This is a genomic window from Mycobacterium sherrisii (genome assembly GCF_002102355.1).
Classification (GTDB): Bacteria; Actinomycetota; Actinomycetes; order Mycobacteriales; family Mycobacteriaceae; genus Mycobacterium; species Mycobacterium sherrisii.
In genome coordinates this window covers 1-22,278 of record NZ_LQPT01000059.1, presented here as the reverse complement: position 1 = coordinate 22,278, position 22,278 = coordinate 1, and the positions used below count along the sequence as shown (strand labels likewise).

The 22,278-nt window shown below is 68.3% G+C and carries 19 protein-coding genes and 1 tRNA gene; 6 read left to right on the top strand and 14 right to left on the bottom strand.

Annotation, left to right across the window (positions count from 1 at the left end; translation table 11 throughout):
- Window positions 1-336 precede the first annotated feature (336 nt).
- The 5 genes from AWC25_RS09675 to AWC25_RS09655 all read right to left on the bottom strand — a co-directional run bounded on the left by AWC25_RS09675 (window position 337) and on the right by AWC25_RS09655 (window position 4,658).
- A tRNA-Ile gene (locus AWC25_RS09675) sits at window positions 337-410 on the bottom strand.
- A gap of 131 nt (window positions 411-541) precedes the next feature.
- Window positions 542-757: a DUF3072 domain-containing protein gene (locus tag AWC25_RS09670; RefSeq protein ID WP_085166695.1), complete on the bottom strand. Its 216-nt coding sequence runs from the start codon at window positions 755-757 to the stop codon at window positions 542-544.
- A 57-nt stretch (window positions 758-814) separates the two neighbouring features.
- On the bottom strand, window positions 815-1,675 hold the full coding sequence (locus tag AWC25_RS09665; RefSeq protein WP_085166694.1) for a carboxymuconolactone decarboxylase family protein: 861 nt from the start codon (window positions 1,673-1,675) through the stop codon (window positions 815-817).
- Between the two features lie 16 nt (window positions 1,676-1,691).
- A complete protein-coding gene (locus tag AWC25_RS09660; protein WP_085166693.1) occupies window positions 1,692-3,065 on the bottom strand; it encodes a metallopeptidase TldD-related protein in 1,374 nt (457 codons plus the stop codon).
- 60 nt (window positions 3,066-3,125) lie between these two features.
- Window positions 3,126-4,658, bottom strand: a complete 1,533-nt coding sequence (locus tag AWC25_RS09655) for a TldD/PmbA family protein (protein WP_085166692.1) — start codon at window positions 4,656-4,658, stop codon at window positions 3,126-3,128.
- 59 nt (window positions 4,659-4,717) lie between these two features.
- On the opposite strand from AWC25_RS09655, the gene AWC25_RS09650 reads away from it, so the two are divergent.
- From AWC25_RS09650 to AWC25_RS09640, 3 genes are read left to right on the top strand one after another with little or no spacing between them, the layout of a single operon-like run.
- Window positions 4,718-5,602: a carbohydrate ABC transporter permease gene (locus tag AWC25_RS09650; RefSeq protein ID WP_085166691.1), complete on the top strand. Its 885-nt coding sequence runs from the start codon at window positions 4,718-4,720 to the stop codon at window positions 5,600-5,602.
- Window positions 5,589-6,413: a carbohydrate ABC transporter permease gene (locus AWC25_RS09645; RefSeq protein WP_069402710.1), complete on the top strand. Its 825-nt coding sequence runs from the start codon at window positions 5,589-5,591 to the stop codon at window positions 6,411-6,413. Before AWC25_RS09650 ends, AWC25_RS09645 begins: the two co-directional genes overlap by 14 nt.
- Window positions 6,410-7,750: an ABC transporter substrate-binding protein gene (locus AWC25_RS09640; RefSeq protein ID WP_085166690.1), complete on the top strand. Its 1,341-nt coding sequence runs from the start codon at window positions 6,410-6,412 to the stop codon at window positions 7,748-7,750. Before AWC25_RS09645 ends, AWC25_RS09640 begins: the two co-directional genes overlap by 4 nt.
- Here AWC25_RS09640 and AWC25_RS09635 read toward each other — a convergent pair.
- The 3 genes from AWC25_RS09635 to ddaH all read right to left on the bottom strand — a co-directional run bounded on the left by AWC25_RS09635 (window position 7,747) and on the right by ddaH (window position 11,311).
- A complete protein-coding gene (locus tag AWC25_RS09635; RefSeq protein ID WP_372513594.1) occupies window positions 7,747-9,141 on the bottom strand; it encodes an amino acid permease in 1,395 nt (464 codons plus the stop codon). The two genes, AWC25_RS09640 and AWC25_RS09635, sit on opposite strands and share 4 nt — an antisense overlap.
- A 62-nt stretch (window positions 9,142-9,203) precedes the next feature.
- Window positions 9,204-10,436 (bottom strand): ornithine--oxo-acid transaminase, encoded by a 1,233-nt coding sequence (gene rocD / locus AWC25_RS09630; RefSeq protein WP_085166689.1) that lies wholly within the window; start codon window positions 10,434-10,436, stop codon window positions 9,204-9,206.
- Window positions 10,433-11,311 carry a dimethylargininase gene (gene ddaH / locus AWC25_RS09625; RefSeq protein WP_069402706.1) on the bottom strand — a complete coding sequence of 293 codons (879 nt, stop codon included), beginning with the start codon at window positions 11,309-11,311 and terminating at the stop codon, window positions 10,433-10,435. Before ddaH ends, rocD begins: the two co-directional genes overlap by 4 nt.
- A 122-nt stretch (window positions 11,312-11,433) precedes the next feature.
- Here ddaH and AWC25_RS09620 point away from each other — a divergent pair, with 122 nt between their 5' ends.
- Window positions 11,434-11,880, top strand: a complete 447-nt coding sequence (locus tag AWC25_RS09620) for an Rv2324 family transcriptional regulator (protein WP_069402705.1) — start codon at window positions 11,434-11,436, stop codon at window positions 11,878-11,880.
- A 26-nt stretch (window positions 11,881-11,906) separates the two neighbouring features.
- Here AWC25_RS09620 and AWC25_RS09615 read toward each other — a convergent pair whose 3' ends face one another.
- The 4 genes from AWC25_RS09615 to AWC25_RS09600 are packed head-to-tail and all read right to left on the bottom strand — an operon-like array spanning window position 11,907 to window position 17,092.
- Window positions 11,907-13,673, bottom strand: coding sequence for a sulfatase-like hydrolase/transferase (locus AWC25_RS09615; protein ID WP_372513593.1), 1,767 nt, complete (start codon window positions 13,671-13,673; stop codon window positions 11,907-11,909).
- 34 nt (window positions 13,674-13,707) lie between these two features.
- Window positions 13,708-14,160 carry an SRPBCC family protein gene (locus AWC25_RS09610; protein ID WP_069402704.1) on the bottom strand — a complete coding sequence of 151 codons (453 nt, stop codon included), beginning with the start codon at window positions 14,158-14,160 and terminating at the stop codon, window positions 13,708-13,710.
- Between the two features lie 35 nt (window positions 14,161-14,195).
- Window positions 14,196-15,056, bottom strand: coding sequence for a CbiQ family ECF transporter T component (locus AWC25_RS09605; RefSeq protein WP_069402703.1), 861 nt, complete (start codon window positions 15,054-15,056; stop codon window positions 14,196-14,198).
- A complete protein-coding gene (locus AWC25_RS09600; RefSeq protein ID WP_244899486.1) occupies window positions 15,053-17,092 on the bottom strand; it encodes an ATP-binding cassette domain-containing protein in 2,040 nt (679 codons plus the stop codon). The genes AWC25_RS09605 and AWC25_RS09600 overlap by 4 nt, the downstream gene beginning before the upstream one ends.
- Before the next feature lie 118 nt (window positions 17,093-17,210).
- Here AWC25_RS09600 and AWC25_RS09595 point away from each other — a divergent pair, with 118 nt between their 5' ends.
- Window positions 17,211-17,687 (top strand): MarR family winged helix-turn-helix transcriptional regulator, encoded by a 477-nt coding sequence (locus AWC25_RS09595; RefSeq protein WP_069402702.1) that lies wholly within the window; start codon window positions 17,211-17,213, stop codon window positions 17,685-17,687.
- A gap of 52 nt (window positions 17,688-17,739) precedes the next feature.
- Window positions 17,740-20,292, top strand: a complete 2,553-nt coding sequence (locus AWC25_RS09590; RefSeq protein ID WP_142278767.1) for an ATP-binding cassette domain-containing protein — start codon at window positions 17,740-17,742, stop codon at window positions 20,290-20,292.
- Here AWC25_RS09590 and AWC25_RS09585 read toward each other — a convergent pair.
- Together AWC25_RS09585 and AWC25_RS09580 are read right to left on the bottom strand one after the other, a co-directional pair.
- Complete coding sequence (locus tag AWC25_RS09585; protein ID WP_085166688.1) at window positions 20,251-21,375, bottom strand: esterase-like activity of phytase family protein; 1,125 nt, start codon at window positions 21,373-21,375, stop codon at window positions 20,251-20,253. The two genes, AWC25_RS09590 and AWC25_RS09585, sit on opposite strands and share 42 nt — an antisense overlap.
- Window positions 21,372-22,094 carry a VIT1/CCC1 transporter family protein gene (locus AWC25_RS09580; protein WP_069402699.1) on the bottom strand — a complete coding sequence of 241 codons (723 nt, stop codon included), beginning with the start codon at window positions 22,092-22,094 and terminating at the stop codon, window positions 21,372-21,374. Before AWC25_RS09580 ends, AWC25_RS09585 begins: the two co-directional genes overlap by 4 nt.
- Between the last annotated feature and the right edge of the window lie 184 nt (window positions 22,095-22,278).

The window sequence follows — 22,278 nt, the reverse complement described above, 5'->3', positions numbered from 1 at the left end:
CACCCCAACACCGGCAACGACACACCCGGCACCGTCATCTCCGGCCCCAAAAACCCACCACGCCAGGGGACTTACCCTGGCCGTGCCTCCCGAAGGGCCGACTCAACCGGACGTGCGCCGTTTCTTGCGCCGTAGTGCCGTGTCAACCGGCACGCCTGCAGATTGCAGCGGAAAGTTCCTGCTGTCATCGCTCGAACCGAGAGTCAAGGCGTAAGCGCCATCCTCCGATTTAAGTCAGCTGACTGACGACAAACCACCGACAAGACGCCATTATCCGTTCCGGACCAGAGCGGGGAGCTGGGCAGAAAATAGCCCTCTAGCTGCGTAAATGCGTTGTGGGGCGGGCGGGGCTCGAACCCGCGACCAACGGATTATGAGTCCGCGGCTCTAACCAACTGAGCTACCGCCCCCGGCATTGCACGACGTTGAGATTAGCGCCCGCGCTGCCGAGCGGGACGCCCCCGTGGCCCAGTCGAACACCCTGACCCGTGGTAGAGAGCCCACGATCCGAAGTCGCCCGCGGCGGCCAATCCGCCGGCCGCTACTCGGCGCCGCGCCGGGTCTGCTGTTGCAGCGCGTCGATGAGCTCCGAGGCCTGCGCTTTCGTCAGGTCGTCGGGAATCTCGCAGTTGGACTCCTGCGCGAGTGTGTGCAAATAACTGCGTTGCGGACCGGTCATCGGCTCGTCGCCGGTGACCCAGCCGGAGGTGTCTTTTTCGGGATTTTCCTGCGGCGCGCGCCGCGTCTGGTCGGTCATGGCCCTGGAATATCCATCGCACACACGTTCGAAACCTGCGAGGCTGCGCCGTGTGCGTCAGCTGAACACCGTTTGTCCGTCGATGTCGAGCAGGTAGGTCTCGGTGCCTTCGGACACCCGCGGCGCGTCCCCACCGAGCGACACCGCGATCTTGTTGCTGGCGTTTCGCATCACGTCCAAGGTGAGCTCAACGGCCTCGGCCTCGGAAAACCCGGCGCGCACCTCGGCGACAACGTCGGCGTCGAGGTGCGCCGGCGTCCAAATTAGCGCATCTACATACCGCAGCGCTGACTTTCGGCGCTCATCGATTTGCGACGACGTCTCGAACTGCGCGATGTCGTCGTACAGCGTCTCCGACCCCCCGGCCTCCAGCGCGCGGCTCTCCCGCACCGACTTGCACAGCCGGCAGTTGTGCTGGGCCGCCCCGCGCAACCGCACCAGCTCGGAGGTCAGGGGGTCGAGCGCCCGCATCCGGCCGACCGAGGGCAGAAACTCGTTGAACACCTCCCCCGACGGGTCGGTGGCGTGATCCCACTCGATCGGCCCGCGCGTCCAGCCCAGGAAAGCAGAGCCGACGCCCAACGCTTCCAGTCCGGCCCGCACCCGCGGCACGAAGTCTGCGATGTACATCGCCACCACGACACCAAAAGTGCTGTCCCCCAACGTTTTAAACAGTCGGGACCGTTGTTCCGGGGTGATCGCGGAAACGTCGGCGCTGAACTGCTCGGCGAATTCGGCGACGACAATTTCGGCCTCCGAGCACGGTTTGTCCACTGCTACTTCCACCGGCAACGGTGGCAGCGATATCGTCTGCGCACACACCCGCCGCACCAGCGCCACCATGCGGCCGTCATCCGAAGGGGCCAACGCCACCAACCGCGCCAGCTGACCGTCACGAACCGTAGCGGGAGTCACCATTCCCGATACGTTACGACTACTGCGCCTGGCTCACCGACGACATGTGGAAATCCGGGATGCGCAACGTCGGCATCGCGGTCCGGGTGACCCAATCCCCCCATTCACGCGGCAGCGTCTTCTCGCTGACGCCGGCCTCGGTGGCGCGCCGCAGCAGATCCAGCGGGCTCTCGTTGAACCGGAAGTTGTTCACCGCCGCGGTGACCTCGCCGTCCTCGACCAGGTACACGCCGTCACGGGTCAGCCCGGTGAGCAACAGCGTGGTGGGTTCGACCTCGCGGATGTACCACAGCGTGGTCAGCAGCAATCCCTTTTCGGTGCCGGCGATCATGTCCGCCAAGTCTTTCAACCCACCCGTCATCACCAGGTTGTCCGCCGCCACGGCCACCTTTTCGTCGAACTTGGCTGCGCTGGCCCGCGGGTAGGCCAACGCGTTGATCACGCCGTCGCGGATCCATTCCACGTGGCCGATCTCCATCCCGTTGTCGAAGACCGACACGATCTCGGTGGAACTGCTTGCCGCAACGAACGGCGTGCACACCAACCCCGGTGCCATCGGATCGGAATACAACGTCAACGGCAGGTCGGTGAGCCGCTCCCCGACCCGGGTCCCACCGCCGGGCGCCGAGAACGCGGTGCGCCCCTCCTGGGCGCCCCGACCGGCCATCGACCAACCCAGGTAGATCATCATGTCGGACACCGCCGACGGCGGCAGGATCGTCTCGTAGCGTCCCGCGGGCAGCGCCACGCTGCGCTCCGCCCAGCCCAGCCGCATCGACAGGTCCTCGAGCAGCGAATCCGTCTGCACGCCAACGAAATCCGGCGTTCCGATGCCGGCCCACGCGCTGGCCGCGCCGCGCTTGCCGTTGATCTCCACCGCCCCGGCGGGCTGCGTGAAGCGGCGGCGCAAACCCGTCGACGACGCTAGGAAAGTCGTCGAAACACTATGGTGGGCAAAGCCATACAGCCGGTCGCTACCGGCGAACCCGCGGCTCAACGAACCGGCGACCTCGGCGAACACCTCCGGACCGGTGCCGGGCACCGGCGCATCCCAGTCGGCCGGTACCCCGGTATCGACAAGCAGCGGCGCCGCATCGCCGGCCTCCGGGGCGGCCTGGGCCGCGTCCTGCGACGCCGCCACCAGACCCGGGATGGCCCGCGGGTCCACCTCGGCAGAGACCACCGTGCCGATGAACGCGCTCGCGCCCTTGCGGATGACCGAGATGATCGTCATGGTGCGGCTGACCGAAACACCGTTGGTGGTCATCGAATTGTTCGCCCACCGCAACGTCGCCTCGACCCTGTCGGTGACCAGCACCATGGTCTCGTCGGCGCGTCCCAGCTTCGCCGCCTCGTCCAACACGAGGTTGACGACGTGTTGCGCGGTAATCATCGACGCCGTTCACCCCCGCACGCGAGAGATGCCCCCACCTCGTCGGCGCCCGCTGCACCGTCACCGGCGCGAATCATCAGTGTCCCCCTCGGCAAGCGTGTTGAGCACGTTGACGCCGCGGAACAGCGCCGACGGGCAGCCATGGCTGACCGCGGCGACCTGCCCGGGCTGCGCCTTGCCGCAGTTGAACGCTCCGCCGAGCCGCCAGGTCGACGGCCCGCCCACGGCCTCCATGGAATTCCAAAAGTCGGTGGTGGTGGCCTGATAGGCCACGTCGCGTAACTGACCGTCCAGCCGGCCGTCGCGGATCCGGAAAAAGCGCTGACCGGTGAACTGAAAGTTGTACCGCTGCATGTCAATCGACCACGACTTGTCGCCGACGATGTAGATGCCGTTCTGGACGCGGCCGATCAGGTCCTCGGTGCTCAGGTTGTCGGTGCCGGGCTGCAGCGACACGTTGGGCATCCGCTGGATCGGCACGTGGTGCGGCGAGTCGGCGTACGAGCAGCCGTTGGAGCGCGGTCGGCCCAGCCGCGGCGCGAACACCCGGTCGAGCTGGTAGCCGACAAAGATCCCGTCGCGCACCAGGTCCCAGCTTTGCGCGGCCACGCCCTCGTCGTCGTAGCCGACCGTGGCCAGGCCGTGCTGCTCGGTGCGGTCGGCGGTCACGTTCATCACCGGCGAGCCGTAGCGCATGGTCCCCAGCTTGTCCGGGGTAGCGAACGACGTGCCGGCGTAGGCGGCCTCGTATCCGATGGCACGGTCGTATTCGGTTGCGTGCCCGATGGATTCGTGGATGGTCAGCCACAGATTGGTGGGGTCGATCACCAGGTCGGTGGGTCCCGGGCTCACGCTGGGCGACTTGACCTTCTCCGCCAGCAGCGACGGCAGCTGCGCGAGCTCGTCGGTCCAGTTCCACACGTCGTCGCCGGCCAGCACCTCCCAGCCGCGGCCCATCGGCGGCGCCAGCGTGCGCATCGCGTCGAAACTGCCGGCCGCGGCATCGACGGTCACCGCCTCCAGCGACGGCATCAGCCGCACCCGCTGCTGGGTGATCGCGGAGCCGAACGTGTCGGCGTAAAACGTCTGTTCCTTGACCGCGGTCAGGCCGGCCGACACGTGGTCGATGCCGTCGGCACCCAGCAGCCGCGCCGAGTACTCCTCGAGCACCCCGATCTTGTCGGCGGCGGGCACGTCGAACGGGTCGATTCGATAGTTCGACACCCAGGTGGTGTCGGCGTACACCGGCTCGGGTGCCAGCTCGACGCGCTCGCTGTTGAGCCCCGCCAGGGTGGTGGCCACCCGCACGGCGCGCCGCGCGGTCTCGGCCGCGATCGACGGCGCCAGCTCGGCGTGCGAGGCGAATCCCCAGGTGCCGTCGACGATCACCCGGACCGCCAGCCCGACCTCGCGGCTGATCACCGACGTCTCGAGCTCCCCGTCGCGCAACTGGATGATCTCGGTGTTGATGCGCTGAATGCGCAGGTCGGCGTGGCTTGCCCCGGCCGCCGTGGCCGCCGACAGCGCAGCCTCGGCCAGCTCGTGTCGCGGCAGGTCCAGGAAGTCGGCATCGATCCCCCGATTCGGTGTCACGGCTCCACCGTATCGACTGCGCGCTCCAAACCCCGGCACAGCCCGCTTTAATTAGCTGCATGGCCAGCGCCGCCCGCCACAGTCAGCGACGACCCAACGTGCTGGCCTACGGGCTGCTGGCGCCCAGCCTGTTCGGCGTCGTCACGTTCCTGCTGTTGCCCATCCTCGTGGTGGTCTGGCTCAGCCTCTACCGGTGGGATCTGCTGGACCCGCTGCGCTTTGTCGGTCTGGCCAACTGGCGTTCGGTGCTGGCCGACACGGAGTTCGGCAACTCCCTGATCGTCACCGCGCTCTTCGTGGCGATCGTGGTCCCGACGCAAACCGTGCTCGGCCTGGGCGTAGCCGCCATGCTGGCCCGCCTGCTGCCGGGGACGAGCTTCTTCCGGACCATCTTCGTGCTGCCGTGGATCTGCGCGCCGCTGGCGATCGCGGTGCTGTGGCGCTGGATCCTGGCGCCGACCGACGGGGCGATCGCGACCCTGCTGGGCCACAGCATCGAGTGGCTCTCCGACCCCAGCTTTGCGCTGCCCCTGGTGTCGGCGGTCGTGGTCTGGATGAACGTCGGCTACAACTCGCTGTCCTTTCTGGCGGGCCTGCTGGCCATCCCCAACGACATCTACGCCGCGGCCCGCACCGACGGTGCCAACGCCTGGCAGCGGTTCTGGCGCATCACGCTGCCCATGCTGCGCCCGACGATGTTCTTCGTGCTGGTGACCGGGATCGTCAGCGCCACACAGGTTTTCGATACCGTGTACGCGCTGACCGACGGCGGGCCGGCCGGCCACACCGACCTGGTCGCGCACCGCATCTACGCCGAGGCGTTCGGATCGGCGGCCATCGGCCGCGCGTCGGTGATGGCGGTGCTGCTGTTCGTCATCCTGGTCGGCATCACCATCGTTCAGCACTTGTACTTCCGCCGGCGGATCACCTATGACCTCGTCTAGCCGTCTCGCCAACACGCTGATCTACGCCGGGCTGGTAGCCGGCGCGCTGATCACGTTGCTGCCCTTCGCTCTTGGCTTGCTGACCTCGTTCACCTCGGCACATCAATTCGCCACCGGCACGCCCCTGCAACTACCGCACCCGCCCACGCTGGCCAACTACGCCGACCTGGCCAGCGCCGGATTCGGTCGGGCCGCGGCGGTGACCGCGCTGATGACGGCGGTGATCCTGGTGGGCCAGATGACGTTCTCGGTGCTGGCCGGCTACGCCTTCGCGCGGCTGGAGTTCGCCGGGCGCGACGTGCTGTTCTGGGTATATATCGCGACGCTGATGGTGCCCGGGACGGTCACCGTGGTGCCGCTGTATCTGATGATGGCCCAGGCCGGGCTGCGCAACACGTTCTGGGCGTTGGTGCTGCCCTTCATGTTCGGCTCCCCGTACGCAATCTTCCTGCTGCGTGAGCATTTTCGGCTGATCCCCAACGACCTGATCAACGCCGCCCGCCTCGACGGCGCCAACACCCTAGACGTCATCGCCCACGTCGTCATCCCGTCCAGCCGCCCAGTGCTGGCGACGCTGACCCTGATCACCGTGGTCTCGCAGTGGAACAACTTCATGTGGCCGTTGGTGATCACCAGCGGCCACAAGTGGCGGGTGCTGACCGTGGCCACCGCCGATCTGCAATCCCGGTTCAACTCGCAGTGGACGCTGGTGATGGCGGCGACGACGCTCGCGATCATCCCGCTGGCGCTGCTGTTCATCGCCTCGCAACGCCACATCGTCTCCTCGCTCGTCCTGTCGGGGGTCAAGTGAGCCGCCCGCGGGTCTCCACGCTGGCCGTCGCAGCGCTCGGGATGGTCGCGGTGCTGCTGGCCGGAACTGCCGTGCTGTTGAACTATTCCGGTGAGCCGCACGGAGACACGATCGTCGTGCGGGTGCGGGTCTGGGATGTGCCGATCGCCGAGGCCTATCGTCAGTCCTTCGAGGCGTTTCACCGGGCACATCCCGACATCGAGGTGCGGGTGGACCTGGTGGCCTACTCGACGTATTTCAACACGCTACGCACCGACGTCGCCGGCGGCAGCGCCGACGACATCTTCTGGCTGTCCAACGCCTACCTCGCCGCCTACGCCGACAACGGCCGGCTGCTCGACATCGGCAAAACCTTCGACCCGCAGACCATTTCGACATGGGAACCCGCGGTGGTCGACCAGTTCACTCGCGGTGGCGCGCTGTGGGGCGTACCGCAGCTGACCGATGCCGGCATCGCGGTGTACTACAACGAGGACCTGCTCGCCGCTGCCGGCGTCGATCGCCGCCGGCTGGACACCCTGCGCTGGGATCCGCACGGCGACACCGACACGCTGCGTCCGCTGGCGGCCCGCCTCACCGTCGACGCCAACGGGAACGCCGCGGGCACAGCGGGTTTCGACCCGGCCCGGATCCGGCAGTGGGGCTACAACGCGGCCAACGACCCGCAGGCGATCTACCTCAACTACATCGGCTCGGCGGGCGGGGTGTTCCAGCGCGGCGACGAGTTCGCGTTCGACAACCCGGCCGCCATCACCGCCTTCCGCTACCTGGTCGACCTGATCAACCGCGACCACGTCGCACCGCCCGCCTCGGACACCAACGGCAACGGCGACTTCTCCCGCAACCAATTCCTGGCCGGCCGCATGGCGCTGTTTCAGTCCGGCACCTACAACCTGGCACCGATCGCCCGCGACGCCCGCTTCCGCTGGGGCATCGCGATGCTGCCGATCGGCCCCGCCGGCCGGGTAAGCGTCACCAATGGCATTGCCGCGGCCGGTAATTCGGCGACCAAGCATCCCGATGCGGTGCGTCAGGTGCTGGCCTGGATGGGCAGCAAGGCGGGCAACGCTCATCTGGGTGCGCAGGGCGCGGCGATCCCCGCGGTGCGCTCGGCCCAACAAGTGTACTTCGACTACTGGGCCGGGCGCGGCGTGGACGTCACGCCGTTCTTCGCCGTGCTGCAGGGCCCGCGCATCCCCGCCCCGGGCGGCGCCGGCTTCGCCGCCGGGGACGCCGCGCTGCAGAGCTACTTCGACGAGATGTTTTTGGGGCGGGGCGACGTCGCAACCATGCTGCGGCGGGCGCAGGCCGCGGCCAACGCCGCCGCGCAACGTTAGTCGACGCCGTTGAGCGCGCTGTGGCGTCGACCCCAGCTGAAGTAGAACAGCAACGCCAGAAACACCCACCCGCTGAACGCCACCCAGGTGTACCAGTGCAGGCTGGCCAGGATGTACCCGCACGCGCCTACCGAAAGCACCGGCGTGACAGGGTATCCGGGCACCCTGAACCCCCGCGGCAGTTCCGGCTCGCGCACCCGCAGCACGATCACGCCGACGGCGACCACGATGAACGCGGTGAGCGTGCCGATGGACACCATGTCGGCCAGCTCCTCCAACGGGACGACACCGGCCAACGCCGCGGCGGCGACGGCGACGATCACCGTGTTCGACACCGGGGTCATGGTGCGCTCGTTCACCGACGCGAATCGGGTGGGCAGCAGCCCGTCGCGGCCCATCGCGAACAGGATGCGGGTCTGGCCGTACATCGTGATCAGCGTGACGGTGAAGATGGAGATGACCGCGCCGGCGCACAGGATGGTGCTGGCCCAGCCATGGTGGGTGACCTTGTCGAGGATGGTGGCCAGGCCGGCGTTCTCCTGGCCGGCGAACTCCTGCCACGGTTGGGTGCCCAGCGCGGCCAGCGCGACGAGCACGTAGACGGTGATCACCGTCGCCAGCGCCGCGATCAGCGCGCGAGGCATGGTCTTCTGCGGGTCCTTCACCTCGTCACCGGCCGTCGACACCGCGTCAAGGCCGATGTAGGAGAAGAAGATCGTGCCCGCCGCCGAGCCTATGCCCGCCGCGCCGAACGGGGCGAAGTCGCTGAGTTGGTTGGAGTCGAACGCGGTGAACGCGACAACCACGAACATCGCGAGCACGCCCAGTTTGATCAACACCATGATCGCGTTCACCCGTGCCGATTCGCTGGCGCCCCGAATCAGCAACAGCGCGCACAACACGATCAGGACGATCGCGGGCAGGTTGACGTAGCCGGGATCGGAATCCCATGGGGCCGCGGACAACCCATGCGGCAGCTGGAACCCGAACACGTTGTGCAGCAACTTGTTGACATAGCCGCTCCAGCCCACCGAGACCGCGGCGGTGGCCACCCCGTATTCCAGCAACAGGCAGGCGGCCACGCCGACCGCGACGACCTCGCCCAGCGTGGTGTACGCGTACGAATACGACGAACCCGAAATCGGCACGGCCGAAGCCAATTCGGCGTAGCAGATGGCTGCCAGCCCGGCCGCGACTCCGGCGATGAGAAACGAGACGATCACCCCGGGGCCCGCCTCGGGCACCGCCTGCGACAGCACGAAGAAGATTCCGGTGCCGACCGTCGAGCCGACACCGAACATGGTCAGTTCGAACACGCCGATACCGCGCCTGAGGTGTTCGGCGGCTCCGGGCGCGACGGGCGCTCCCGCCACCGGGCGACGCCGCAGCATCTGTTGGGTCAGGCCGATCGAGCTGGCTGGCAAATCGCGCCCCCTATTGCTGGATCAGCTGATTATGCCCGCAACACCTTTGCGAACTGTGCAACGGCCCAATCGATCTCTTGCTCGGTGATCACCAGCGGCGGCGCGAACCGCAACGTCGACCCGTGGGTGTCTTTGACCAGCACCCCTCGCTCGGCCAACCGCACGCTGATCTGCTTGCCGCTGCCCAGGGCGGGATCGACGTCGACCCCGGCCCACAGACCGAAGCCGCGCACCGCCACCACACCGGCACCGATCAGGGCGCGCAGCCGCCGGTGCAGATGCGCGCCCAGTTCGGCCGAGCGAGCCTGGAACTCACCGCGTGCCAGCATGGCAACGACCGTGGTGCCGATGGCCGCGGCCAACGGGTTCCCGCCGAATGTGGAGCCGTGCTCGCCCGGATGCAGGACGCCGAGGATGTTGCGGTCGGCGACCACCGCCGACAGCGGCACCACCCCGCCGCCGAGCGCCTTGCCCAGCAGATAGATGTCCGGCACGACGTCCCAGCGGTCGCAGGCGAAGGTGTAGCCGGTGCGCGCGAGCCCCGATTGAATCTCGTCGGCAATCATCAAGACGTTGAAGCCGGTGCACAGCGCGCGCACGGCCGGCAGATAGTCGTCGGGCGGGACGATGATGCCCGCCTCCCCCTGGATGGGTTCGAGCAGGACCGCCACGGTGTTCTCGTCGATCGCGTCGGCCAGGGCCGCCGCGTCACCGAACGGCACCATGCGGAACCCGGGCGTGAACGGCCCGAATCCGCTGCGTGCCGTCGGGTCCGAGGAAAAGCTCACAATGCTGATGGTGCGGCCGTGGAAGTTGTTCTCGGCGACGATGATGTTCGCCCGCCCCTCGGGCACGCCCTTGACGTCGGCACCCCACTTGCGTGCGACCTTGAGGCCGCTTTCCACGGCTTCGGCACCCGAATTCATTGGCAGCACCATGTCCTTGCCACACAGCCAGGCCAGCCCGGCGCAGAAGGGCCCGAGATTGGCGGCATGGAAGGCGCGGCTGACCAACGTGACGGCGTCGAGTTGGGCATGCGCGGTCGCGGTGATCTCTGGATTGCGGTGACCGAAGTTGACCGCCGAATACGCGGACAGACAATCCAGGTAGCGGCGGCCCCCCACGTCGGTGACCCACACCCCCTCGGCGCTGGCCGCGACCACCGGCAGCGGCGAATAGTTGTGGGCTGCATATTGTTCGACGAGCGCGATCGCGTCCTCGGTTCCGGTGCTGACCGAAGTCCGCCCATCGAGAATCGTCATTCAAACACCTCCAATGTGCAGCACTTGACGGAGCCGCCCCCCTTGAGCAGCTCGGAAAGATCGACGCCGACGGGCGCAAAACCCGCTTCCCGCAGCTGAGCGATGAAACCCATTGCTGCGGAAGGAAGCACAACGTGCAGGCCGTCGGAAACGACATTGAGACCCAGCACGTAGGCGTCCGCGCTCCCCACCACGATAGCGTCGGGATACAGCGCGTGCAGCTGGTCGCACGCCGCCGGGCTGAACGCGGGCGGATAGAACGCAATGGTCTGATCGTCCAGAACGGCCAGCGCGGTATCGAGGTGGTAGAACCGTGGATCCACCAGCTCGAGGGAGATCACCGGCATCCGCAGTGCCGCCGAGATCTCGCGGTGCGCGCGGCGGTCGGTGCGAAAACCATGACCGGCCAACACCATTTCCCCGACCATCAGCAGGTCGCCCTGCCCCTCGTTGACATATCGAGTGGTCAGCGGCGTATAGCCGATCGACGACATCCAGTCGGCGTAGGCACGCGCCTCGCCGGCGCGCTGCCGGTAGCGAAAGCGAGCGACGATAGCGATGTCCCCGGCGACGAAGCCACCGTTGGCGGCGTAGACCATGTCGGGCAGTCCGGGGACCGGCTCGACGACCTCGACGCGGTGGCCCAGCCGCAGATAGGTCTGCCGCAGGGTTTCCCATTGGGCGAGCGCGACGCCGACGTCGACCCGCGTGCCGAGGTCCATCCAGGGATTGATGGCGTATTCCACCGCGTAGTACGTCGGCCGCGTCATCGCATAACGCCGTGTCCGTGCGGTCCTGCGCGGCGTGGGCGCGGCGTCTTGCCATGCCTCGGGCCGGGCGCGCGGCGCCGGATCGTCAACATCGTAATCCGTCATAGATCCACGATATTTAGCCGCTTTGCCACAAGCAAACGACGATTATTGCGTGTCTATGAGTGATTTATTGCGCTAGGCTGCCATCAGTGGCGATTTGTTGCACACGACGAAGGCGAGGGGCGATGGACCGACTCGACGACACCGACGAGCGCATCCTCACCGAACTGACCGAGCATGCGCGGGCCACCTTCGCCGAGATCGGCGAGAAGGTGAACCTGTCCGCCCCGGCGGTGAAACGCCGGGTCGACCGGATGATCGACAGCGGCGTGATCAAGGGCTTCACCACGATCGTCGACCGCAACGCGCTGGGCTGGAACACCGAGGCCTATGTCCAGGTGTTCTGTCACGGCACCATCGCGCCGGATCGGCTGCGCGCGGCGTGGGTGGACATGCCCGAGGTGGTCAGCGCGGCAACGGTCACGGGGACCTCCGACGCGATCCTGCACGTGCTGGCCCGCGACATGCGCCACCTGGAGGCGGCGCTGGAACGCATCCGGGCCAGCGCCGACATCGAACGCAGCGAAAGCATCGTCGTCCTGTCCAATCTGATCGACCGGATGCGGACCTAGCTTGCCTCCCGCGCGACCTCGCGAGCCTAGCGGCCGAACCAGCGCAGCCGCCGCCCCGCGATCGGCTGCCGGCGAGTGACTTGGCGAATGACATAGGGCCACGGCTGATTTCGTTCCGGCACCGAACTGGCCCGGACCTGCTTGAGCTGCATCCGCAAGTACTGCCGAAGCTCGTGCAGATCGGGGTCTCCCCAACGGTTTTCGGATTCGATCGGGTCGGCCGTCAGATCGTAGAGTTCCCACTGATCGTCGACCGGGGAAGTTCGATATTCCTCTCCCCCAAGACCATTGGCGGCCAGGTGACGTACACCCGGTTCGGTCCAGGTGCTGGGATCGTCGAAGGTACGCACCAGCTTCCACAGGTGGCCGCCGCCTCCGGCGACGTCCATCCGCACCACCAGCCCCTCGAAATTGGACCCGGTGTGGGCCGGTACCCGGATCCGCAGCGGTGCGGGCGGATCGACGGTCCAGTGCAGGCGGCGCGCCAAACCCGATGCGCCGCTGTCCCCTTCGAGCATGTTGTCGCGGGTCATCAAATAGACCGCCCGGCTGTCGTCGGCCGGTGCGCCGTCGACGACGGGCATCAGGTTGCGCCCCGGCAGTTCGTGGACCTCGGAGAAGGACTGGGCCAGGGTGGCGGCGACGTCGGCGACGTCGACCCCGGCGGCACCGAGCAGCGTCGGGACGAGGTCGACGTGTGAGGTCGGGGCGGTGACGACCCGCGGCTGCGTGGCCTGCGGGCCGATGCGGGCGACGATGAAGGGCACCCGGGTGGCCTCGTCGTAGAGGTTGAACCACTTTTGGTGCAATCCGCCGTGTGCGCCGAGCAGATCGCCGTGATCGGCCGTGCGCACCAAAATTGCTTCCTGCGAACCGTTTTCGGTGACCGCTCGCCGGACGCGGTCGATCGGACCGTCCACCTCGGCATGCAGGCGGTAATACAGATCCCGGTAGCGTTGCGCGCCGTGCCGGTAGCTGCGCGCGATCGCCGGGGCGGGGCCGTAGCCGGAGTAGTAGGCCTCGCGGAACGCAATCTGGGCGGCCGGTTTACTCGACAGATCTTCCTCGGCGGTGGGCGCCGCAGGGACCGGGGGCGGGTCCAAGGTGGACGGCGTGACCGGACTGCGGCGCGACCACAGCGGGAAGAGCACGATGTCGTGCGGGTTGACGAAGCTGGCGACCAACAGGAACGGACACAACGCGGCGGGATCGCCGGCGCGGCGGCGGGCGTAGCGGTCGGTGAGCCAGGCGACGACGCGATCGGCGATCAGCGGGTCGCGGCGGATGCCGGCATTGGCCAGCAGCGCGCCGTGCGGCTCCGGACCGACCCATCCGGAAAAGCCGTACGGCCCAAGGGGGTCAGCGTCGAGATAGCGCTGCACTGCCGCCCGGTCGACCACACCGTCGTCGTCGTTGGTGGCCAGCGGACGACCCGAGCGCGGGTCAATGAGGTCGGCGTGCGAGATGTGCCATTTGCCGTCGTAGTGCGTGTCGTATCCGGCAGCGCGGAACCAGTTGCCCAGAGTGGGTACCTCGCCGGGGCGCAGCCAGCGCATCCGGGAATCGTCGGCAGTCTTGCCGATGCCGTCGGTCTGGGTGACGCCGTGCAGGTCCGGGTAATGGCCGGTGAAGATCGTCGGGCGACTCGGCACGCAGGCCAACGAACCGGTGTAATGCCGGCTGAAGCTGACGCCGTGGTCGTCGAACCACTTGCGTCCGACCAGTTTCCGGCTCCGCCAGTCCAGCACCGCGGGCGCCTCGTACGGCGGAACCGCACGCTCCTCGTCGGTCATGATGACCACGACGTCAGGGCGGACATCCAGACGATCAGACACGCGCATTCTCCAATCGGTTCGCCAATCCGGCCAGCATGGAATCGGATTGGCGTGCCATGACCCGACATACCAGGCGTTCGGCGAGTTTTTGGTGCGGCCGGGACCCGATTTCGACGGTGCTGGTCAAGGTTACGGCGGTGGCTTCAGGGGCGTTCGGCGCGAGCGCCCAGCGATTGCTGACCCTACCCAGCAGGCGGGGTAGGCCCTCGATGTCGTAGGCGAGCACGTGTGGCGGGTCGAACTCGATGATGCGCTCGACGAGCGTGTCACGCTTGACCTGAACCCGTCTGGTCGTGCCGAGCGGGCAACCGTCGGCGCCGGAAGCCAGGATGCAGGAATGGTCGACGTTGTCCGCCCACGAACCGATTGCGCCGAAGTCCGCCAACACATCCCACACCTGGCGCGGGCGCGCCGCAATGACACGGCTGCGCTGGATGTGGGCCACGCGCTAACGCTACGCGACAAGCAACGACCGGTTCGTCAAATCGGGTTGATGTGCCAGAGTGTCTCGACGGTCACCGAGGTGGCACCGGCGGCCGCAAACAGCCCGAGCGTCACCCAGTCGGCGAGTTTGGGCCGCGCCGGTGATGCCGAAAGTTGACCGGCCCCACCGCGGGCGGTGATCGCGTCGCCCATTTCGTCGGCGCGGCGCAGCGTCACGACCATCGCCGTCGCGAGCAGGTCGATCACCTCACGGCCCTGCTGCTTGCGCCGTTCCTTGCGACTGTGCAACGCGTCCTTGGGACGCAGCCGCCGCGCCGCGTAAAGCACCTGGAACTCTTCGATCAACATCGGGAATGCGCGCAGCGCAAGCGCCAAAGTCGCCGCCCACTCGTCGATCGGTATCCGTACGAGCTTCAACGGACGACCCAAAGTTGCGATCGCAGGCCCGATTTCAGCCACATTCGTGGTCCAGGAGACCAGGGCTCCGAGCGCGATCAGCAGGATCGTCAGCGCGGTCACCCGCAGGAAGTGCAGCGATCCGCCGAGCCCGAGATGAGCCCCGCCGACCGAGACCACCGGATCACCCCCGGCCACCGCGGCGGTCACGAAGCCGACCGCCATCATCGCCCACAACCAGCGCGGGACGGTCGGCAGCGCGCCGCGCGGAATGTGGGCCAGCCACAGCGCGGCCACCACCAGGCTGCCGAGCAAGCCGATGCTCACCCAGCCGGGATAGAACGTCAGCAGCACCGCGACGCCGACGACGACCAGCAGTTTGGTGGCGGCCCACAACTCGTGGATGACGGAGGTTCCCGGCACCGGAACCAACAGCACCACCGGCCGGCGGGGGCGCCGGTCCCCTCTGGCGGTCGGCGCCGATCGCGAGGTGGCGGTCATGACACGCCGCCTTTCGAGGTCGACACCGCGCTCAGCGTGCCGTCGCGCAGCTGCAAGGTGCGCGGGCAGACATCTTCGAGTCCGACGCTGTCGTGCGAGATCACGATCAACGTCAGCCCCTGCTCACGGCGCAGGCGTTCCAACAGCCGCAGCAGTCCGCGTTGGCTGGCGACGTCCAGTCCCGCCAGCGGCTCGTCGAGAATCAACGCGCGCGGCGATCGCGCCAACAGGCCGGCCAGCACGACGCGGCGCATTTGACCGCCGCTGAGCTGGTCGATGCGCCGTTCGGCCAGTGCGGGATGCAGCCCAACCAGTCCCAGCGCCGCGCTCACCCGTTCCCCGTCTCGCGGTGAAAACCCCGCCGCGGACGCCACTTCGAGGTTGACGTGGCTGCGCATCAGCTGCAGCCGGGCCGCCTGGAATGCCAGTGCCACCTCACCGACGTGCTCGTCGGTGGGTTCGCCGTCGATCAGGCAGGAGCCGGTGGTGGGGACGGTCAATCCGGCCATGATCCAACCCAGCGTGGATTTGCCGGAACCGTTGTGGCCGTGGATCAAAACGCCGTCGCCCTGCTCGGCGACGAAATCGATGCCGCGCAGCGCGGTCTTGGCCCATGGCGTGCCGCTGGCGTACTCGTGGCCGACGTTGATCAGCTCGATCCGCCCGGCCTCGCGCCGCTGATGGACCACGCTGCTGGGTTCCGTGTCGGCGATGCCGACGACGCCGGCGTTGTCGGCGGAGTCGCTGAGGTTGATGGTGCGGTCGGCGGACGCGGCCTCGTTGTCGAAATGGGTGATGTGCACCAGGGCGGTCCGGTGCCGTTGGTGCAGGCCCGACATGACATCCAGCAGCCCGTCGCGGCCGTGCTGGTCGATCATCGAGGTGACCTCGTCCGCGATGAGCAGCGCCGGTTCGCGGGCCAACGCGGCGGCAAGCGCCAGGCGCTGCAACTCCCCGCCCGACAAGCCGGCCGTGTCCCGGTCGGCCAGATCCTCGAGGCCGACCTCGCGCAGCAACCGGGGTACGTCGACGTGCACGTCGGGCGGCAGGCCCCACACCACGTCGTCGGCGACCCTGGTGCCCAGGACCTGACTCTTCGGGTGTTGCAGAACCAGCGCGGTGCCGCCGTGTTTGCCCAACCCGACGGCACCCGGCCGGTGTACGGCGCCCGCCGTCGGTTGCCGGCCGGCCAGGATCAACATCAACGTCGTCTTCCCCGATCCGTTGGCGCCGGTGATCGCGACGTGCTCCTCGCCCGAAATCTCTAGGCTGATTTCACGCAACGCGTCCTGGGCGGCGTGCGGGTAACGGAACCGGACGTGCTCGAGCCGCACGGGCACCGGATCGATCCCGCAGTCGGACGCCACGTCCGTCTCGGGCGGATCCAACTTATGCACGTCGGGGATGTCGCCCATGCGCTCCAGCAGCCGCGACAGCGCCGACCAGCCGATCAGCGTCACCAACACGACAACCAAGACCAGGTAGGGCAGCACCAGCCACGGCCACACGTGCAGCCCCTCGGCGACCCAATGCTTCAGCGCGGCGGCGACCCCTGGCAGGTGCACCCACTCGAGGAACGTGCAGACGCCGTTCACGTTCGCGGTCAACACACCAAAGATCAACTGCCGCAAGCGAGTCAGCAAGGCGAAAATCCCGACCCACACCGAGCCCCAGATCAGCCCGGCGATCAGCGACGCGACCAACACGGTGGGTGCGCCGCGGCCTTTCCGTTTGACGATGCCGCAGATCCCGCCGACCCAGGCGGCGTCGACCACCATCGCCGAGCTGCCCAGCCCGGAGATCAAGAACGCGAGCACCGTCGCGGCAACGGCCGCGGCCAGCAGCACCCGAGGCCGGAATCGGTAGGCCAGTAGGCCCATGGGCACGGTGCCCAGCACCCCGAGTCCCTGCGCAAAAGGAATGACCGCGGCGATGATTGCGGTCACCGAACAGAGCGCCCCCATCACCGCGGCTTGGGCTAACTCGTTCGGCTGCAACGGTCCCCCCGTGCGATGCCGGAGACGGCGCGCGGTCACTTTGTCGATTGTGCCAGGCCAGACGAGCGGTCGCCGTCGTTCGTCTTTTCTTTGCTGGCGCGGGGGCCGGCGCGGGTGCGGGTGGTCTCGCATAGCAAAGCTATGCAACGATGGTGGCATGGATAACGCCGTCGAGACCGCGAACGTGACGCTTCAGCAGGGTTTGGGCGCGGACCTGCTGGCCGTCGTTGCGCGACTGAACCGGCTCGCCACCCAGCGCATCCAGATGCCGTTGCCCGCCGCGCAGGCCCGCCTGCTGGCAACCATCGAAGTTCATGGCGAGGCGCGCATCGGCGACTTGGCCGCCGTCGACCATTGTTCGCAACCGACGATGACCACGCAGGTGCGCCGGCTGGAGGACGCCGGCCTGGTTAGCCGGACCGTCGACCCCGGCGACGCCCGCGCGGTCCGCATCCGCATCACGCCCGAGGGTCGACGCATGCTGAACGCGGTGCGGGCCGACCGCGCCGCCGCGATCGAACCCCAGCTGGCGATACTCGAGCCCGCCGACCGGGAGGTTCTCGTCGAGGCGGTGCAGGTGCTGCGGCGGCTGCTCGACAACGCCGCGACCAGCGGGCGCCGCAACACGTTGTGACGGGCGCGCACCCCTTGCGCCGGAAAAGCCGCGGCCGGTAGACACTTACTCAGTGGCTTCCGCGCACCCGGCCTCCCCACTCACCGTCTTCGTCGGTGCATCGAGATACGTGTTCGCCCCGGGCCGCGACATCATCGTGGCCTACGGCGACTGGTGCGACATCCCGCTGGATCGCCTCGGCTTCGCCGCCCCGCCGCCGCCGATTCCGCAGCCCGATGTCGTGCTGCGTTTCGCCGGTCCGCATTGGGTGGCCATAGATAGAAGCCGCGGCGGCATCTTCGTCAACGGCGCCCGGGTGCCGACGGTCGAGATCCATGACGGCATGGCCGTCGCGCTCGGCGATCCGCACCGCGGGCCGCGGTTGACGTTCCGGCTGGGCGTACCGCCACCGGTACCGCGTCCGCCGGGCCCGCCACCGGCGCAGCGCCCACCCGGTCCGCCACCGGTACCGCGGCCGCCCGCGCCGCCGCCGGCGCAGCGCCCACCGGGTCCGCCCCCGATGCAGCGGCCGCCCGGCCCACCCCCGGCGCAGGTCCCACCCGGCCGACTGCGTCCACAGCCGCCGGCCCGGCCGGCGGCGCCCACAGCGCAGAGCACGCAGCGGATGCGGATTACCCCGTCGCGGGAGCCGACCGTCGCGCACCCGATCGGGCCACCGCCCTCGCCTTCACCCTCGCCACCCCCGCCTCCCGCGCCTGCAGCTACACCGCCGCCCGTGCCGCCGGCGGATCCCCGACCGGAGACGGCACCACCGCCGGACGACGGCACGGCGGGACAGCCCAAGGGTCGCGGCCTGATGGACTGGATGACCGACGCGACCCGCGCGCTGCGTATCGGCCGCACGACCTTGCCCACCGACGAACCCAGCACGACTCACCGGCTGCCGCTGCAGCCCGGCGCCCGGACGGCCGGTGTCAACGCCTACCGTCTCGGACTTGTCGCAGGTGAGCACGCGGTGCTCTCGGAAGTGTCTTTCACCGCACGTCTCGGCTCGCTGACCGCGGTGACCGGCACCTCGGCCGCCCGCAACGCGGCGCTGCTGATGATGATCGCCGGCACCCGCACCCCCGGCACCGGCGTCGTGACCGTGGACGGCCACGACGTCTACGCCGAACCCGACGCCATGCGCACCCGAATCGGCATCGTGGGGCGCGAGGACCAATTGCCTCGCCGGCTGACCGTCGAACGTGCCCTGCACTACGCCGCCGAATTGCGGCTGCCACCCGACACCACGGCCGAGCATCGCGGCCGCCTCGTCGATCAGGTGCTCGAGGAACTTGACCTCACGCCGCAGCGCGGCACCCGGATAGCCAAGCTGTCCCCGCAGCTGCGCCGAAGCACGTCAATCGCGCTCGAACTGCTCAGCCGGCCGACCCTGCTGGTCGTCGACGAGCCGGGGGCCGGGCTGGATGCCGGGCAGGAAGCGCAAGTGATGGCGCTGCTGCGACGCCAGGCGGACCTCGGCTGTGTGGTGGTGGTGGCCACCGCGGCACCGACCCACCTCGACATGTGCGACCAAGTGCTACTGCTCACCTCCGCCGGAACCCTGGCATTCGCCGGGCCGCCGCACCAGCTCGAGTCCGCACTGGGCACGACCGACTGGGCCGAGGCTTTCGCGCGCGTCAGCGCCGACCCCGAGGGCGCGCACCGAGCGTATGCCGCCCGGCAGCGGGAAACGGGCCCGACGACCCCACCCCAGGTCGCCGCGCCGTGGGCATCCCCGCCTCCGCCGAATCGGGCGCGGCAATTCCGGTGGGTGCTGCGCCGCCAGCTGCGGTTGTTTGTCGCCGATCCCCTCTACGTCCTTTTCCTGGTGGTGTTGCCGTTCGCGTTGGCGGCGCTGGCCCTGCTGATTCCCGGCGAATCCGGGCTGGCCCGCGCCAGCGCAACCAGCGACAACGTGCACGAGGCCGTCGAGATCCTGGCCGCACTCAACCTCGGCGCGGTGATCCTGGGCACCGCGCTGACCGCGCGCGACCTGGTCGGCGAGCGACACACCTTCCGGCGCGACCAGGCCGTCGGCCTGTCGGCCACCGCTTATCTGCTGGCCAAAATCGTCTTCTTCGGGGTGGCCGCGGCAATCCTGGCGGCCGTCCTGTTCGGCATCGTCATCGCCATCAAGGGCGCCCCCATGCACGGCGCCGTTCTGCTGCACAACGCCACCGCCGAGTTGTATGCCGGCGTCGCACTGACGGCTGTCGTCTCGGCGATCGTCGGGCTCGCGGTGTCGACGATGGGCAGATCGCTGAAAGAAGTGGTGCCGCTGGTCGTGCCGGTGATCTTGGCGTCGCTGCTGTTCGCGGGCGGCTTGATCACGCTGGTAGGCCACTGGGGCTACGACCAGGTTTCCTGGTTCGTCCCGGCCCAGTGGGGCTTCGCGGCAACCGCCTCGACCATCGACCTGCACCGGGTCGATCCCGAGGCCGCCGACATCCTGGTCTGGACGCACTACGCCGGCTGGTGGATGTTCGACATGACCATCCTCGGGTTGTACGGCCTGTTGTGGGCCGGGTTCACCCGGTATCGGCTGCGCGCCCCGGCGCGCGAAACCCCGCCGCCGCCGCTACATCGCGAACAGCAGGAACTGAGTGATCTGCCGGGCTGAGAAGTTGTTGTCGCTGACGAACACCACCGACTGACGGCCGTCGGCCAGCTTGGGGCCCAACGTGATGCCCTCGACGTTGTCCAGCGGCGAGATGCCCGGCGTCGCGCTCATGTCCACGGCCAACGACTTGGTCATCGGCGTCAACCCCACACCGTCCATCGACGGTAGGTCCAAGATGTTTGTGGCGGAACCGATTTCAGCACGGTAGACGCGTATCGTCTGCGGCACGGAATCCGAGCGCTCCAACACCAGAAACGAGTTGCCGGACAGCGCCACCAGATCCGGCACACCGTTCTCCTCGACGGGCGGTGTCGGCGCCTCCATCGGATAGGCGTATTGCGCGGTGGCCTTGCCGGTTTCGACGTCGAATTTGGTGAACCGGGTCAGCACCCGGTGCCCGTCGCCGGTCTCGGATCCGTCGTTGTAGCCGGGGTCCTCCATCGCGGCGAACACCGACCGACCGTCGGGGGTGAGTGCCACTCCCTCCAGCGCGCGGTTTTGCCGCGGCCCGGTCGGTTGAGCGGACATGGCCAGGTTGGCGGGCAGCGCGAACTGGCCCTGATACGAGCCGTCCAGCCCGGCGATCCTGACCCACGGGTCCAGCAGCACCGGTCCGGGGGTCCGCCGCTCACCCTCCGAACACCAGTACAGCCGTTGCCGGGCCGGATCGAAGGCAATGCCTTCGGGGTCGGGCGGGACCACCGGTGGGGTGGCGTCGAGCGTCAACGGTCGAAACGGCTGACCGGACCGGTCCAGAAACGGGTGCGTCCCGGTGAAGGTGACACGGTCGATTCCCTTGTCCGACAACGACAATTGCGCCGTGTAGAACCGAGCGGGGTTTTTCGCCGAGCGGTCGTCGCTGATCACGTAGTACTGCTGGCGGCCCGCGTCATAGCTCAGGCCGGACAAGCCGCCGATCACCGTGCCGTCGAACGTGGCACCGTAGGCGACCTGCGCCTGACCCAGATACGCCAGCACCGGTCGCGGCGTGTTCGGCGGCGGCGGTGGGGGCGTCGAGTCGCAGCCGCCGAGCAACCAGGCCAGGCACAGCCCGCACAACGCCACCAGCCGGGCCGGCCTCACAGCACGGCCGCGACGAGCAGACCGACCAGATACGTCGCCGCGACGGCGACACCGCCGAACAGCAGCTGTCGGCCGGCCGCCCACCACACCGGTTTGCGGGTATAGCGCGCGGTCAGCCCGCCCGCAATCAGCAACCCGACCGCGCCGCACACCAGCCCGAAGGACAGCGACCCGTAGCCGAGAAGGTACGGAATCAGCGGGATGACCGCGCCGATGGCGAACATCGCGAACGATGCGATCGCGGCCAGCCGGGGTGAGGGCTTCTCCGCCGGGTCCAAGCCGATCTCCTGGACGAGATGAAAATTCACCGCCCGGTTCTCGTCCCGGTGAATCTCGTCGGTGGCCGTCTCGGCGGTCTGCTCGGTCATGCCCATCCCGACGAGCATCTGGACCAGCTCGGCGCGCTCGGCCTGCGGCCGGCAGCGCAGCGCCCGGCGTTCCACGTACTCCTCGGACTCGATCTGCTCGTTGGCGGTGGTGACCGAGGAATACTCCCCCAGCGCCATCGAGAACGCCCCGGCCAGCAAACCGGCGATGCCGCTGACCAGCGTCGTGTGGGCACTTTCGCCGGCGGCCACGCCCGCGATCAGGGCGGTGTTGCTGACCAGGCCGTCCATCGCACCGAAGGTCGCCGCGCGCAGCCACCCTCCGCTGACGTCGGGATGGGAGTGCCCGACATCGTAGGCCGGGTCGTGCGGTGAGGTGTCGGGCTGGGACATGAGGCCATCTAAGCGCGAACCGGACGCGGACGCACCGATGACCCACCGGCGCCCGATCGAGACTCCCAGGTTGTTCCGTACAACGTGGGCGGCAGGTTACCGTCGGGTCAGTGTCAGGGTGGGGTTGCCGCTTGTTGCGGTGGTTGGATCCTGATCACCTGGTGTCTGGCTCGTAGCGTCGTTG

What these genes read in the sequence shown, in the direction of transcription:
- AWC25_RS09595 (WP_069402702.1), top strand. Translation starts at nt 17,211, where the DNA reads ATGGATAACGCCGTCGAGACCGCGAACGTGACGCTTCAGCAGGGTTTG.
- AWC25_RS09620 (WP_069402705.1), top strand. Translation starts at nt 11,434, where the DNA reads ATGGACCGACTCGACGACACCGACGAGCGCATCCTCACCGAACTGACC.
- rocD (WP_085166689.1), bottom strand. Translation starts at nt 10,436, where the DNA reads ATGACGATTCTCGATGGGCGGACTTCGGTCAGCACCGGAACCGAGGAC.
- AWC25_RS09650 (WP_085166691.1), top strand. Translation starts at nt 4,718, where the DNA reads ATGGCCAGCGCCGCCCGCCACAGTCAGCGACGACCCAACGTGCTGGCC.
- AWC25_RS09605 (WP_069402703.1), bottom strand. Translation starts at nt 15,056, where the DNA reads ATGACCGCCACCTCGCGATCGGCGCCGACCGCCAGAGGGGACCGGCGC.
- AWC25_RS09615 (WP_372513593.1), bottom strand. Translation starts at nt 13,673, where the DNA reads ATGACCGACGAGGAGCGTGCGGTTCCGCCGTACGAGGCGCCCGCGGTG.
- AWC25_RS09645 (WP_069402710.1), top strand. Translation starts at nt 5,589, where the DNA reads ATGACCTCGTCTAGCCGTCTCGCCAACACGCTGATCTACGCCGGGCTG.
- AWC25_RS09660 (WP_085166693.1), bottom strand. Translation starts at nt 3,065, where the DNA reads ATGATTACCGCGCAACACGTCGTCAACCTCGTGTTGGACGAGGCGGCG.
- AWC25_RS09665 (WP_085166694.1), bottom strand. Translation starts at nt 1,675, where the DNA reads ATGGTGACTCCCGCTACGGTTCGTGACGGTCAGCTGGCGCGGTTGGTG.
- AWC25_RS09635 (WP_372513594.1), bottom strand. Translation starts at nt 9,141, where the DNA reads ATGCTGCGGCGTCGCCCGGTGGCGGGAGCGCCCGTCGCGCCCGGAGCC.
- AWC25_RS09580 (WP_069402699.1), bottom strand. Translation starts at nt 22,094, where the DNA reads ATGTCCCAGCCCGACACCTCACCGCACGACCCGGCCTACGATGTCGGG.
- AWC25_RS09670 (WP_085166695.1), bottom strand. Translation starts at nt 757, where the DNA reads ATGACCGACCAGACGCGGCGCGCGCCGCAGGAAAATCCCGAAAAAGAC.
- ddaH (WP_069402706.1), bottom strand. Translation starts at nt 11,311, where the DNA reads ATGACGGATTACGATGTTGACGATCCGGCGCCGCGCGCCCGGCCCGAG.